Origin of the sequence: Actinorhabdospora filicis (genome assembly GCF_030269765.1) — a bacterium.
In the GTDB taxonomy this organism is placed as follows: Bacteria; Actinomycetota; Actinomycetes; order Mycobacteriales; family Micromonosporaceae; genus Actinorhabdospora; species Actinorhabdospora filicis.
In genome coordinates, this window is record NZ_BSTX01000001.1 from 2,495,834 (window position 1) to 2,508,916 (window position 13,083).

Below are 13,083 nucleotides of genomic sequence, written 5' to 3' on the forward strand. Positions count from 1 at the left end.
GGCGGCCGCCCACGATGCCGTGGCCCATCACCGTCGCCGTCTCACTCACTGGTGCCTACTCCCAAGATCGCACCCGGTCGTGCGTCTTGACGGGCCGATCCCGCGCCCGGCCCAGGCACGTGGGGCATGGGGCGTGCCTCGTCCGCACGTCTCCTCGGGCCTCGCCCATGAGCTCACCACGACCGCGGCACGTACGTCCGGGCGGCGAGCGCACGCCCCCGCCCCACCACCGCAGCGCGAGCCCACACGCGCTCCACCTCCCGGCACCTCGCCTCACCCCGTCCGGCCCGCCCCGCCCACTCCCGCCGTGCCGTGCCCCGGCACCCCCGCGCGCCGGTCGCGTCCAAACCCGCCAAACCTCCTCGCCATCCCGACCCCTCCGGCAAAATGTGAATAGTTCTCCGCGAATCGGCTCGAATGGGCCGTGAGAACGTCTCAGGGGGAGGCACCATGGCCGGAAAGTTCGAGCTCTACACCGACAAGGCCGGGAAGTACCGCTGGCGCCTGAAAGCCGGTAACGGCGAGATCATCGCCGTCGGTGAGGCCTACGAGTCCCGTGCGGGTTGCATGAACGGGATCGAGTCGGTCAAACGAAACGCGCCGCTCGCCGAGGTCAAAGAGCTGATGCCGCACTGATCAAGACGGGTGTGCCTCCCGGGACAAGGGGCCCGGGAGGCCCCAAAAGGGCTTCTGCGGGGCGTCACTGGAAGACTGATCTTTCCCGTGAGTCCAGATCCGGAGGATCCATGCCGCAGAACCTGCTCCCGGAGCCGCCGCCGACGCTGCTGCCGGAGATCACTCCCGCAGTGGAGGCCCTGAAGACCGAAGACCCCCGTGAAGTGGCCCGCCGTTGGCCGGACTTCCCGGCGGCCTGGGCCGCGCTGTCGCAGAAGGCCATGGAGGCCGGCGACGACGTGGCCGCCTACGCCTACGCGCGGACCGGCTACCACCGCGCGCTGGACCAGTTGCGCAAGAACGGCTGGCGCGGGCACGGTCCCGTGCCTTGGAGCCACAAGCCGAACCGTGGCTTCCTGACCTCGCTGCACCGCCTGTCGGTGGCCGCGGCCTCCATCGGCGAAGCCGACGAAGCCGCCCGCTGCGCCCAGTTCCTGCGGGACAGCGACCCGGCCGCCGCCGACGCCCTCAGCAGCATCGGCTGACGACACCCGGGAGCCCACCCAGGTGGGCTCCCGGCACCTGCGCCTGGCCGCCCCGCTGCGCGCGCCACCCGCACGTGAACCCCACGCCGCCCCGGCATTCTTCGCGCCGACTCCTTTTCGGTGGGGGCCCAGAGCCCGCCCCGCTGGGGCGAACGTAACCCCACCCCACGCGTACTCCACCAAACAGCCCACCGCGCGGCCTGTGGATAACGCCCCCAATGTGGACGACTCGCAATCAACCCGAAACAATCGGCCCGCGAATGCCCACCCCGGCCACACCGCCACTGTGCGGCCCGCACGGAGTCTTCACGGTCGCGACGTGCATGGCGGGCTGAAGTGGGCACCGTTGGAGCAGCGGCCCATGCGGCGGCTGAGCGAGCAGAACCGGGCCGCAGTGACTCCCGCCTCCGGCCCCGCTTTCGCGCCGACCTCTTTCTTGGTGGGGGCCCAAAGCCCGCCCCGCTGGGGCGAACGTAACCCCACCCCACGCGTACTCCACCAAACGGCCCACCGCGCGGCCTGTGGATAACGCCCCCAATGTGGACAACTCGCAATCAACCCGAAGCAATCGGCCCACGAATACCCACCCCGGCCGCCTGAGCGCCAGCCGTTCGCGGCCACCCACCCCAGCCGCTCCGCCCGCCCCTGCCGCTTCGGCCGGGCCGGAACACACCCCCCACCCACCGGCAACCACCCACCCAACCCCCCTCCCCCGGTGGGAAACTCCCCCCATGTCCCCCGACACCCCGCCCCCCGACACCCCACCCACCCCGCCCGAACCCCCCGACCGCGTCTACCTCCCCGTCCTCGGCGTCACCGTCGCCTGGTACCTCGGTCTCGGCCTGCTCCTGCTCCTGTGGGCGATGTTCTTCGCCGATGGCGCGGCCGCCTCCGATTGCGCGCCGAATCTCGTCTGCGATCCCGACGTCGATCCGCGGGGCGCGGTGGCCGCGGCGGCGCCGTGGTTCGGTTTGGCGGCGGCGACGAGCCTGATGTTGTCGGTGGTGCTGCGGTTGCTCGCCGAGACGTGGCGGGCGGTCAGTTGCGGGACGGCGGCGGCGGTGATCGGGGCGGGGTTGTCGACGATCCTGTTCGATCTGCTGATGTGAGCGGCATACTTCCCCAATGCATATCGCTGTTCTTGGCACTGGAGGCGTCGGGCACGCCTTCGCCGGCGCTTTCCACAAGCTCGGCCACGACGTCATCATGGGCGCCCGCACGAGCGACAACCCGAAGGCCCTGGAGTGGGCCGCGGCGAGTGGCGGCCGGGCGGGGAGCTTCGCCGAGGCCGTCGACGGCGCGGACGCGGTGATCCTGGCGGTCGCCGGTGAGCACGCGGCCTCGGCGCTGGGCGCGGCGGGCGCGGCGCTGGACGGCAAGGTCGTCCTGGACATCACCAACTGGCTGGACTTCTCCGGTGGTTTCCCACCGAAGGTGGTGGTGCCGGAGGAGGGCAGCCTGGGCGCGCATCTCCAGGCGAAGTTCCCTCAGGCGAAGTTCGTGAAGACCTTGAACACGATGAACAACGCGGTGATGGTCGAGCCGGGCCTGGTCCCCGGCGGGCACACCGTCTTCTTGTCGGGCGACCACGAGGACGCCAAGTCGCTCGCCCGCCGGCTCCTCGCCGAGCTGGGCTGGGCCGACGACGACGTCCTCGACCTGGGCGGGATCGAGACGGCGAACGGGCCGGAGCAGTTCATCCACCTGTGGCTGCGGGTGCAGATGGCCCGGCGCGACAAGAACATCCAGATCCGCCTGGTCACCGACTAGGGGTTGCCACCCGGGTGCACACTTGCCACGTGATGGCAGTGCGCTTCGATCATTCCGACACCGACGTCGAGACCCGCGCCGAGTTCGACGCGCGCTTCGCCGAGGGGACCCTGGCCGGCCTGACCGTCCAGGGTCTCGACTTCCGCACCGACCCGCCGGACTTCGCCGCGGTCGACGTCGCCGACGCGATGTTCATCGGGTGCCGCTTCACCGGCGCGGACGTGGCCGCGGGCCTCGTCGCCCGGCGGGCGCACGTGATCCCCACGTTCGGGGAGACGCCGTACCCGACGCAGCCGGGGCACCTGTACACGCCGCGTGAGCTGTCGGCGGGTTTCGCCGAGCACGGCTTCGCGGGCATGTACGACACGCTCGTCTACAACCACTACGTCGAGCGGGGCGCGGCGATGCCCGAGACGCGGGAGGCGCTGGCGCAGCGGCTCCACGACTCCGGCATCGACAACGCGCTCCTGGACCTGATGAAGGGCTGGGCGCACCTCGGCGGCGGCCCCGTCATCGGCATCATGGGCGGGCACGCCGAGCTGCGCGGCACCTCCGAGTACCGCAAGGTCGCGCGCCTGGGCCGCAAGCTGGCCCGCTCGGGCGCGCTCGTCGTCACCGGAGGCGGGCCGGGCGCGATGGAGGCGGCGAACCTGGGCGCCTTCGCCGCCGATGCCGACGAGGCGGACCTGGCGCGCGCCATCGACATCCTGGCCAAGCACCCCGACTTCGGCGACCACGACCCGTTCACCGCCGCCGCGCTGGACGTCCGCCGCGACCTGGGCGAGACCGCCGCCGACACGGTGAACGGCCGCGACTGGGCGCGGCAGGGCGGGCTGTCGGTGCCGACGTGGCTGTACGGGCACGAACCGGCGAACCTGTTCGCCGCGCAGATCGCCAAGTACTTCTCCAACGCGATCCGCGAGGACACGATCCTGCGCCTGGCGCGCGGCGGCATCGTGTTCGCCCCGGGCAAGGCCGGGACGGTCCAGGAGGTCTTCCAGGCCGCCACGAAGATCTTCTACAACTCCGACGGGCCCACCGGTCCGATGGTGTTCCTGGGGACGCGGTACTGGCGCGAGCTGCCCGCGCCGGAGCTGCTGCGCACGGTCCTGGCGGGCAGCCGTGAGGGGGACCTGTCGCACCTGGTGCACGTCACCGACGACACCGACGAGGCCGTGACGGTGCTGGCGGGCTTCGCCGACGAGTGAGCCGGACTCACGTCCGCCGAACCGCGAGTAGTCCTCACCTCACTCCACGATAATCGTCCACCATGGACGCCCGACTGACCCGCCGCTCGCTCCTCATCGCCGCCGCCACCGTCCCCGCCGCGCTCGCCGTGCCCCGCCGGGCCGCCGCGCACGAGCCCTTCACCGCGCGCGTCTTCGCCACCCGCGAGGGCCTGGTGGGCGGCACCACCGCGTCCGGGCACGTGATCGTCGAGAACGACCGCTTCGTCGCGCTGCCCTCCCGCACGGCGCTCGGCGAGGAGGTCACGGTGTCCTACGGGGACCGTTCGGTGACCGTCCCGGTCCTCGACGTGGGCCCGTGGAACATCGACGACGACTGGTGGAACACCTCCGACGTGCGCCAGCGCTGGGGCGACCTGCCGCGCGGGACGCCGCAGGCCCAGGCCGCCTGGGAGTGGGGCTACAACGGCGGCCAGGACGGCAAGGGGCGCCGGGTGAAGAACCCGGCGGGCATCGACCTCGCCGACGGGGTCTTCTGGGGCGCGCTGGGCATGTCCGGTAACGACTGGGTCGACGTCGCCTTCCCATTTGTCACAGAGTTATCCACAGGCAATCCACAGCTGTGTCCACAAGTTGTCCACAGTTTTCCCCAGGTCGTCCACAGGTTTGTCCACAGGTTTGTCAACAGGCGCGCCATCGGACGACCCGGTCGTCCACGACCGTCAGCCACGTCCCGTCGCCCTGTGGATACGCCGGGCCCTGCGGCGGGTCGGCGTAGCCGGGGGCGCCCAGCACGTCGCCGGTGAACGCGTCCAGCAGCAGGTGCGCGTAGGCGCCCTCGTCGTTGTCCAGGAGCACCACCAGCAGCGTCTCGCCGTCCACGAACCCGCCCGAGTAGTCCAGGGACCACTCCACGCCCGACAGCCCGGCGCGCGTCACCAGCCACTCCGCGGGGAACTCCAGGCGCACGCTCCCGTCGGGGCGGTGGACGGCGGCGTCCTCCAGGTAGTGGGCGATGGTGAAGGCCTCGCCGCGCAGGTCGACCATGACCCGCTCGGGGTCCTCGCGGACCATGAGCAGCCCGTCGCGGTAGTCGCCGCGGTAGAGCGGGCAGGCGTCCTGCCCCTCGCCGACCGACAGGGCCACCGCCACGCCGTCGCTGAAGTGCTCCGAGCCGAGGGCCTCGCACGCCAGCGGCGCCTCGGCGAGCAGCTGGCCGGTGCGGGCGTCCAGGACGACCCAGCGGTCGGAGAGGCCGCCGGGCACGTGCGCGTAGACGCGCTCGCCGAGCACCAGCACCGAGCCGGAGCCGTGCTGTTCGGCCCAGTCGGCGTGCTCGAAGCGCCACAGCTCGCCCTCGGGTCCCAGGCCCAGGACGGCGGTGGACGTGGGGACGGCGGCGACGCGCGCGTCGGCCGACACGACGGCCTGCGTCCACAGTGGCGCGGGCAGCGGGAATCGCGCCACCGTGCCGAGGTCGGCGCCGAGGAGGCGCAGCTCGGTGGCGTCGGAGACCGCCGGCACCCCGGGGTGCGGGCGCTCGCCGGGGGCGAGGATCAGTTCGGCGACGGACGCGACGGGAACCGGGCGGTTGCTCACCCGGTGACACTAGCCGCGGTAGTCGTCCTCGGCGGTCGGGACGGTGCGGGTCTGCTCCAGGGCGTCGGCCTCGTCGGCTTCGCGGGGGAGTTCGCCGGTGACGTCGTCCTCCACATCGTCGGGGTCGACGGGTTGCGACTGCTCCGTGGCGTCGCCCTCCGGTGCCTCTGGGTCCTGCCAGTCATGGGCCGTCATAGGATCACCGTAAGGCCGCTCGTCGGCGCGTGTGACCGGTACGGCCGACTGCGTGCTGACAGGCGCGGACACCGCCGTCCGGCTCAAACCGTTCGACGACATCCAGGAGCTGTCATGCCCATCGCATCACCCGAGGTCTACGCCGAGATGCTCGACCGCGCCAAGGCCGGCGCGTTCGCCTACCCCGCCATCAACGTCTCCTCTTCGCAGACCCTGAACGCCGCGCTGCAGGGGTTCGCCGAGGCGGGCAGCGACGGGATCATCCAGGTCTCGACCGGAGGCGCCGAGTACTTCTCGGGACCCACGATCAAGGACATGATCACCGGCTCCCTCGCCTTCGCCGCCTACGCGCACGAGGTCGCCAAGAAGTACCCGGTGAACATCGCGCTGCACACCGACCACTGCCCCAAGAACAAGCTGGACGGTTTCGTCCGGCCGCTGCTGGAGGTCTCGGCCGAGCGCGTCGCCGCCGGTCAGGCCCCGCTGTTCCAGTCGCACATGTGGGACGGTTCGGCCGTGCCGCTGGGTGAGAACCTGCAGATCGCCGAGGAGCTCCTCGCCAAGGCCGCCGCCGCGCGCATCATCCTCGAAATCGAGGTCGGCGTGGTCGGCGGCGAAGAGGACGGCGTCGTCGGCGCGATCGACGACAAGCTCTACACCACCGTCGAGGACGGCATGGCCACCGCCGCCGCCCTCGGCATCGGGGAGAAGGGCCGGTACATGACCGCCCTGACCTTCGGCAACGTGCACGGTGTCTACAAGCCCGGCAACGTGAAGCTGCGCCCGTCGATCCTGAAGGAGATCCAGGACGCCGTCGGCGCGAAGTACGGCAAGGACAAGCCGTTCGACCTCGTCTTCCACGGCGGCTCCGGCTCGCTGCTGGAGGAGATCCGCGAGGCCGTCGACTACGGCGTGGTGAAGATGAACGTGGACACCGACACCCAGTACGCGTTCACCCGCCCGGTCGCCGACCACATGCTCCGCAACTACGAGGGCGTGCTCAAGGTCGACGGCGAGGTCGGCAACAAGAAGCAGTACGACCCCCGCTCGTGGGGCAAGGCCGCCGAGGACGGCATGGCCAAGCGCGTCGTGCGGGCGTGCGAGGACCTGCGTTCGGTGGGCACCTCGCTCGGGAAGTAGTAGAGCGCGATGAAGGGGCCGTCTTCGGGCGGCCCCTTTCGCGTGCCCGGCCTCAGGCGCAGGCCGTCGTCTCCCGGACGGTGATCTCGCCGTCCCCTTCGGCGGTCACCGTCAGCGTCCCCTCCGGCGGCGCTCCGGCCGCCCACCCGGTGCCCCCGGCCGTCCCCGTGTACGTCTTCCACGCCGGTTCGCCGACGGTGCCCGCGCCGGTGGCGGTGTAGGTCTTCGCGCTGCGCCCGTCGCCGCAGTCGACGAGCGCGGCCCGCCAGGGTCCGGCCAGCAGCGCGGTGGCCTGCGGGCCGGGCGCGGCGGGCGGGTCGAGGGTCGCGGTGGGTTCGTCGTCGGGGCGGCAGCCGGTGTCGAGGCGCCAGGTGACGGGCGCGTCGAGGGTCGGCACGAGGAGCGCGCTGATGAACGGCGAGGCGTGCCCGGCGTAGCCTCCGGCGCCGTTGTTGACCAGGTCGTAGTCGGTCCGCAGGGCGCCGTACAGGCGCTCCATGACGGATACGACGTTCTCTTGAGGCGTGTACACGCGCACGGTCTGGGTGTAGCGCACGCCGTCGCGGACGGGGGTGACCTTGCAGGCCTCGGTGAACTCGAAGCCGGTCGCGGTGACCAGGACGCCCTCGGCACCGGCGAGGCTGCGCAGCGCCATGGCGGTGCCGCGCGCCATTTCGGTCCGCGACACCCCTGCGTTAACCTGCTCTTTCACCGTCGGCGCGCGTCCGGTGGCGAGGAACGCCAAGACGGCCAGGATCGCGGCCCAGCCGATGATGAGGGCGGTGAGCCATCGGCGGCGGGGGCGTCCCGGTGGGACGGTGCTGGCTGGGTCCACCCGGGTATTCTGCCCCGTCGCCGCTCGGTGGCTCAGTCCCGCATGGCGAGCCGTTCGGCGATGGCGTCGGGGACGGGGTACGCGCGCTCGGGGGGCAGCAGCTTCTTGGCGCGGTCGGCGTGTCCGGCGCGCATGAGCTTGGCGGCCTTCTGCGCGGTCTCGGTGAGGTCGGTGAGCCCGACGATCCAGTCGCGGACGTAGGTCTCGATGCGCGCGCGTCCGATGCCGATCTGGATCGAGTAGTGGTTGAGCGCGGCACCCCGCAGGTTGCGTTCGGGGTCCCATTGCGCGTGCACGGGGGCGTCGGTGACGTCGTTGTATCCGGGCGCGTTGATGAGGACGGCCTCGCCCAGCGCCGCCTCCCAGCCCTCGCGGCTGACGCGGACACCCAGGATCCGCTCCTGCCCGGCCTTCCTGGCCCAGTCGCTGCGGTGCATGAGCCACAGGAACGACGGCTTGATCCAGGTCATGCGCGTGAAGGAGAACGGCGCGACGAAGCGTCCCGCGCGCAGCGCCGGTCCGGCGATGGCCGGGGAGTAGGCCTGGTAGACGACGATCGTCTTGGCGTCGTAGTCGGCGCGGATCTCTCTCATGCCCGCAACCCTCTCAGCCTTTTGTCCCCGTCGTCGACCCGGAGGTGGGAGCCGCCGTCCGCGAAACGTGCCTTGCGTCACCCTCCCGGCCCGATTTTCGTGGGTCCGGAAGGAATCCGGGTATCCACCGTGTTGGAGCTGACGTAACTACCGTCGAAGGAAGGTAGCCCGGTGCGCGACCCACGAGACCTCTACGAGCTCGACCCCGACATCCCCGAGCTGTCCGGGGCCGTCCTGCTGCACCAGTTCGACGGCTTCATGGACGCGGGCGCCGCCGGCAAGGGCCTCACCGCCCACCTGCTGGACGAGTTCGAGCCGCGCCTGATCGCGCGTTTCGACGTCGACCGTCTCATCGACTACCGCTCGAACCGCCCGCCGATGACGTTCATGTCCGACCGGTGGGCCGACTTCGAGGCCCCCGAGCTGGCGATCTACCTCCTTCACGACGCCACCGCCACCCCCTTCCTGCTGCTCACCGGCCCCGAACCGGACCGCGAGTGGGAGCTCTTCGTCAGCGCCGTCCGCGAGCTCATCGAAGACTGGGACGTGCGCCTGACCGTCGGTTTCCACGGCATCCCCATGGGCGTCCCCCACACCCGCCCCCTCGGCGTCACCGCCCACGCGACCCGCCAGGCCCTCCTCGGCCCCACCCACTCTCCATGGCTGAACACCCTCCAGGTGCCGGGCAACATCTCCGCCCTCCTGGAGCTGCGCCTGGGCGAGTCCGGCCACGACGCGATGGGCTACGCCGCCCACGTCCCCCACTACCTGGCCCAGGCCACCTACCCCGCCTCCTCCCTCGTCCTCCTGGACGCCCTCCAGGAGTCCACCGGCCTCGCCCTCCCCGCCGGCCCCCTCCTGGAGGCCGCCGAGAAGACCGACGCCGAGATCGCCGGCCAGGTCCGCGGCTCCGAAGAAGTCGCCGACGTCGTCGCCGCCCTGGAGCGCCAGTACGACGTGTTCTCCGAGGCCCAGGGCCACAAGAGCCTCCTCGCCGAGACCACCGAGCACATGCCCACCGCCGACGAACTCGCCTCGGAATTCGAGCGCTTCCTCGCCGAGCAGAGCGGCTCGGAGGGCCCCACCCCCAGTTGATGTTTCACGTGAAACATCGTTAAAGCGCCCTCTCACCTTCGCCGGGCGTGCGGCATCCTTTTGGGATGCCCTCGCTTCGCGTCACCGTCCTGGGACCCGCCACCCTGCACGTCGACGGCCACCCCGCCGACCTGACCGGCCGCCCCCGCGACGTCCTCACCGTCCTGGCCACCCACGCCGGAACGGTCGTGCCCGACGCCGACCTCGTCGAGGCCGTATGGGGTGACACGGCACCCAAAACCGTCGCCAACCAGCTCCAGATCGCCGTCCACCGCATCCGCACCACCCTCGGAGCCGACGCACACACGCTGCTCCGCAGAGAGCGCGGCGGCTACGTCCTGGACGTACCCACCGACCTGGCCGAGCTGCGCGCCCACGTCTCCGACGGCGACCGCCTGGCCCGCTCAGGCGACTGGACCGCCGCCCGCGAGGCCTACGCGGCGGCCGTCGAGCTGTGCGGAGAGGTCCCGCCCGGGCTCGCCGAGGAGCACCTGGACGCGCTCACCCGCCACCTGGTCGCCACCCTCGCCACCGGCGCGCACGACCTGGACGTCCCCGCACCCGGCCTGAACGAGCGCCTGTGGCACCTGCGCGTCCTGGCGAGGGCCTTCACCGACCGCGACACCGCCGCCCGCCTGCACGCCGAGGCCGTCGCGACGCTCGCCGAGGAGGCCGGGCTCGACCCCGGCCGCGAGTTCCGCGCCCTCGGCGAAGCCCTCGCCGACGGCGACCTCGCCCGGGAGGTCGACGTCGTCCGCCGCTGGATCACCGGCGGCTCCGGACGCCCGGTGCCGATGGAGCTGCCCGCGGCCGTCGGGGACTTCATCGGGCGCGAAGACGAACTGGCGCGTGTCACTCAAGCGCTGGAAAACGGAGTCGTCGCGCTGGCGGGACTCGGCGGAACCGGGAAGACCGCGCTGGCGGTACGCGTCGCGAGGACGATCACCCACGACTACCCGGACGGCTGCCTCTTCATCGACCTGCGCGGCGTGGACGAGGCTCCACGGGACCCGCACGCGGTCCTGGGGTCGTTCCTGCGGTCCCTGGGCGTGCCCGACCGCGATGTCCCCGCCACCCCGGCGGAACGGCTCGGCCTGTACCGGACCCTGTCCGCGACACGCCGCCTGCTGGTCGTCCTGGACAACGCGTTCGACGCCGCACAGGTCCGCGATCTGCTGCCCGCGGGTGACGGATGCGCGGCGATCGTGACCGCACGCACCAACCTGCCCGGCCTGCGGGCCGATCACGTCACGATCGGCGCCCTCCCCGAGCGCCAGGCCGTCGACCTGCTGACCACCGTCGCCGGACGCGACGGGGACATCGGCGTCCTGCGAGAGGTGGCCCGTCTCGCCGGGCACCTCCCGCTCGCACTGCGCATCGTCGGCGCCCGCATGCGCCGCCGCCGCGACCTCGACTTCGGCCGCATGCTCACGCGCCTCACCGACGAGCACCACCGCCTGGACGAGCTCGCCGAGGGCGACCGGATGGTCCGCTCCTGCATCGAGATCGGCTACCGGCGCCTGGGGACGGCGGCGAGCGAGGCGCTCCGCGCGGCGGCATGGCTGCCGGTCCCGGAGTTCACCCTGGTCGCGCTCGCCGGGACGATCGGGATGCCCGTCGACGACGCCCGGCGCGTCGTCGACGACCTCATCGACGCTCAGCTGATGGTCGAGCTCGGCGAAGGCCGCGGCGAGCTGGCCCGGTACGGGCTGCACGACCTGGTGCGGTTGTTCGTCCTCAACGCCGATCCCGATCCGGACGCCCGCCGGGCGACGCTGGTGCGCGGCTTCCGCGCGCTGCTCACCGGCATGATGATCGCCGAGGAACGGGTGCGGGGTCAGCAGTTCATCCCGCCGGACCCGCCGGACTGGTATGAGGCCGACCGGCCCGCCCCGGACGACCCCAGGGGCTGGCTCTCGGCGCACCACGAGCTCGCCGTCGCCGCGGTCGGCGACGCTCCGGGCCTGGGTGAGACGGAGCTGGCCTGGCGCCTCACCGTCACCAGCGCCGTGTCGCTTCTCGCCGAGTACCGCTGGGACGATTTCGAGCGCTGCGACCGGTACCTCGCCGGACTCGATCTGCCGCTCGAAGCCCGCGCCAGCCTGCTGTGGGTGCGGGCGATGGGTGCCCGTGCCCGCGACGAGCCCGCTTCCGCGCTACCGGCGCTGCGAGCGGCACGGCTCGCCTACCGGCGGGTGGGGGACCGGCTGCGCGCCGCGTCGGTCGCCCATTCCCTGCTGGGCGGGTGGCGCGAGACCGGGCGGCACCGCCTCGCGGTCGCCGCCGGCCTCTCGGGCCTGGCGCTCTTGAGCGGCGAGACGACCGACTACCGCGAGATCGGGGTCCGGGGCTGGCTCTCCCTCGGCCTGGGCAACTGTCTCGCCCTCACCGAGCCCGCCCGGGCCGCCGGGCACTACCGCTCGGCGATCGATGACATGCACGCGATCGGGAACGCCTCGGGTGAGGCGAACGCGCGCGCGATGCTGGGCAGGTGGCACGGGGTGGAGGGCCGCCACGATGAGGCCGTGGCCGAGCTCCGTCACGCGGTGGACCTCTACGAGCGCGACCAGTCGTCCATCGGCGTCCTGTTCACCCGCGTCGCCCTCTCCGACGAACACATTCGCGCCGATGAGCTCACCGACGCCGCCGAGCTGCTGTCGGCCGCGTACCCCGAGGCCGAGCGTGCCGGGGTTCGGGCGCTGACCGCGAAGATCCAGCGTGGCCGCGCCACCGTGCACCGGCGCCTGGGCGAGATCGCCGAGGCGCTCGTGCTGGCCGAGGAGTCCCTGGCCATCGCACGTGAGACGACCAACACGGAGGCGGCACTGGCCTCACTGGAGGTCCTGGTCGAGGTCGCCGAGGCGGCCGGGGACGCCGACCGCGTACGCCGGGCCTGTGCGGAGGCGATGCCGTTGCTGCGGGACGGTCATCCCGACCACGCCTTCTTCGCCGGGCGCCTGAAGTGACCACGAACGACGTCGGCCATGAGGCCCCCTGAACACGCCACGGGCGCGCCCCGAAGGGCGCGCCCGTGTACGTGTCGGTGCCGACTACTTCGCCGAGTTGACCTCAAGCTTGAAGGTCGCGGTGACCTCCGGGTGCAGCTTGACGCTGACCAGGTGGGTGCCGAGCGCCTTGATCGGGTTGGCGATCTCAAGGCGGCGACGGTCGACGGCGGGGCCGCCGGCCTTCTTCACGGCCTCGACGATCTCGGCGGGGGTGACCGAACCGAACAGGCGGCCGCCGGTGCCCGCGCGGGCGATGAGGCGGACCTGGACGGCGGCCAGCGACGCCTTGATCTCGTTGGCGTGGTCGAGACTGCGGATCTCACGGGCCTCCTGGGCGCGCTTGATCGTCACGACCTGCTTCTCGGCGCCCTTGGTCCACGCGATGGCGTGGCCCTGGGGCAGGAGGTAGTTGCGGGCGTACCCGTTCTTGACCTCGACGATGTCGCCGGGGGAGCCGAGGTTGGAGACTTCCCGGGTGAGGATGATCTTCATGTTCGCCTC

13 protein-coding genes are annotated in these 13,083 nt (G+C 71.9%); 9 read left to right on the forward strand and 4 right to left on the reverse strand.

Going from position 1 to position 13,083, the window contains the following annotated elements; genetic code table 11:
* Positions 1–450 precede the first annotated feature (450 nt).
* The 6 genes from QSK10_RS11705 (at position 451) to QSK10_RS11730 (ending at position 4,923) form a co-directional block, all read left to right on the forward strand.
* Positions 451–636, forward strand: a complete 186-nt coding sequence (locus QSK10_RS11705) for a YegP family protein (protein WP_285662674.1) — start codon at positions 451–453, stop codon at positions 634–636.
* Positions 637–746: 110 nt separating this feature from the next.
* On the forward strand, positions 747–1,160 hold the full coding sequence (locus tag QSK10_RS11710) for a DUF3151 domain-containing protein (RefSeq protein ID WP_285662675.1): 414 nt from the start codon (positions 747–749) through the stop codon (positions 1,158–1,160).
* Between the two features lie 731 nt (positions 1,161–1,891).
* Positions 1,892–2,269, forward strand: a complete 378-nt coding sequence (locus tag QSK10_RS11715; RefSeq protein ID WP_285662676.1) for a hypothetical protein — start codon at positions 1,892–1,894, stop codon at positions 2,267–2,269.
* Positions 2,270–2,285: 16 nt separating this feature from the next.
* A complete protein-coding gene (locus tag QSK10_RS11720; RefSeq protein WP_285662677.1) occupies positions 2,286–2,930 on the forward strand; it encodes an NADPH-dependent F420 reductase in 645 nt (214 codons plus the stop codon).
* Between the two features lie 32 nt (positions 2,931–2,962).
* Positions 2,963–4,138: an LOG family protein gene (locus QSK10_RS11725; RefSeq protein WP_285662963.1), complete on the forward strand. Its 1,176-nt coding sequence runs from the start codon at positions 2,963–2,965 to the stop codon at positions 4,136–4,138.
* Positions 4,139–4,200: 62 nt separating this feature from the next.
* Entirely contained in the window at positions 4,201–4,923 is a 723-nt protein-coding gene (locus QSK10_RS11730) for a DUF8814 domain-containing protein (RefSeq protein ID WP_285662678.1), read from the forward strand.
* Between the two features lie 802 nt (positions 4,924–5,725).
* Here the strand turns inward: QSK10_RS11730 and QSK10_RS11735 are convergent.
* Positions 5,726–5,911, reverse strand: coding sequence for an Rv3202a family protein (locus QSK10_RS11735; protein WP_285662680.1), 186 nt, complete (start codon positions 5,909–5,911; stop codon positions 5,726–5,728).
* Between the two features lie 114 nt (positions 5,912–6,025).
* Here QSK10_RS11735 and fbaA point away from each other — a divergent pair, with 114 nt between their 5' ends.
* Positions 6,026–7,051: a class II fructose-bisphosphate aldolase gene (gene fbaA / locus QSK10_RS11740; RefSeq protein WP_285662681.1), complete on the forward strand. Its 1,026-nt coding sequence runs from the start codon at positions 6,026–6,028 to the stop codon at positions 7,049–7,051.
* A gap of 52 nt (positions 7,052–7,103) precedes the next feature.
* Here fbaA and QSK10_RS11745 read toward each other — a convergent pair whose 3' ends face one another.
* Together QSK10_RS11745 and QSK10_RS11750 are read right to left on the reverse strand one after the other, a co-directional pair.
* Positions 7,104–7,886 (reverse strand): hypothetical protein, encoded by a 783-nt coding sequence (locus QSK10_RS11745; RefSeq protein WP_285662682.1) that lies wholly within the window; start codon positions 7,884–7,886, stop codon positions 7,104–7,106.
* 32 nt (positions 7,887–7,918) lie between these two features.
* On the reverse strand, positions 7,919–8,479 hold the full coding sequence (locus QSK10_RS11750) for a DUF4291 domain-containing protein (RefSeq protein ID WP_285662683.1): 561 nt from the start codon (positions 8,477–8,479) through the stop codon (positions 7,919–7,921).
* A gap of 171 nt (positions 8,480–8,650) precedes the next feature.
* Between QSK10_RS11750 and QSK10_RS11755 the strand changes: the two genes are divergently transcribed.
* Together QSK10_RS11755 and QSK10_RS11760 are read left to right on the forward strand one after the other, a co-directional pair.
* Positions 8,651–9,574, forward strand: coding sequence for a proteasome assembly chaperone family protein (locus QSK10_RS11755; protein ID WP_285662684.1), 924 nt, complete (start codon positions 8,651–8,653; stop codon positions 9,572–9,574).
* Positions 9,575–9,639: 65 nt separating this feature from the next.
* Positions 9,640–12,540, forward strand: a complete 2,901-nt coding sequence (locus tag QSK10_RS11760) for an ATP-binding protein (RefSeq protein WP_285662685.1) — start codon at positions 9,640–9,642, stop codon at positions 12,538–12,540.
* A gap of 84 nt (positions 12,541–12,624) precedes the next feature.
* On the opposite strand, the gene rplI is transcribed toward QSK10_RS11760, so the two are convergent.
* Entirely contained in the window at positions 12,625–13,074 is a 450-nt protein-coding gene (gene rplI, locus QSK10_RS11765) for a 50S ribosomal protein L9 (protein WP_285662687.1), read from the reverse strand.
* Positions 13,075–13,083: the final 9 nt, after the last annotated feature.

Coding starts and splice junctions, on each gene's coding strand:
- QSK10_RS11705 (WP_285662674.1), top strand. CDS start 451: ATGGCCGGAAAGTTCGAGCTCTACACCGACAAGGCCGGGAAGTACCGC.
- QSK10_RS11710 (WP_285662675.1), top strand. CDS start 747: ATGCCGCAGAACCTGCTCCCGGAGCCGCCGCCGACGCTGCTGCCGGAG.
- QSK10_RS11715 (WP_285662676.1), top strand. CDS start 1,892: ATGTCCCCCGACACCCCGCCCCCCGACACCCCACCCACCCCGCCCGAA.
- QSK10_RS11720 (WP_285662677.1), top strand. CDS start 2,286: ATGCATATCGCTGTTCTTGGCACTGGAGGCGTCGGGCACGCCTTCGCC.
- QSK10_RS11725 (WP_285662963.1), top strand. CDS start 2,963: ATGGCAGTGCGCTTCGATCATTCCGACACCGACGTCGAGACCCGCGCC.
- QSK10_RS11730 (WP_285662678.1), top strand. CDS start 4,201: ATGGACGCCCGACTGACCCGCCGCTCGCTCCTCATCGCCGCCGCCACC.
- QSK10_RS11735 (WP_285662680.1), bottom strand. CDS start 5,911: ATGACGGCCCATGACTGGCAGGACCCAGAGGCACCGGAGGGCGACGCC.
- fbaA (WP_285662681.1), top strand. CDS start 6,026: ATGCCCATCGCATCACCCGAGGTCTACGCCGAGATGCTCGACCGCGCC.
- QSK10_RS11750 (WP_285662683.1), bottom strand. CDS start 8,479: ATGAGAGAGATCCGCGCCGACTACGACGCCAAGACGATCGTCGTCTAC.
- QSK10_RS11760 (WP_285662685.1), top strand. CDS start 9,640: ATGCCCTCGCTTCGCGTCACCGTCCTGGGACCCGCCACCCTGCACGTC.
- rplI (WP_285662687.1), bottom strand. CDS start 13,074: ATGAAGATCATCCTCACCCGGGAAGTCTCCAACCTCGGCTCCCCCGGC.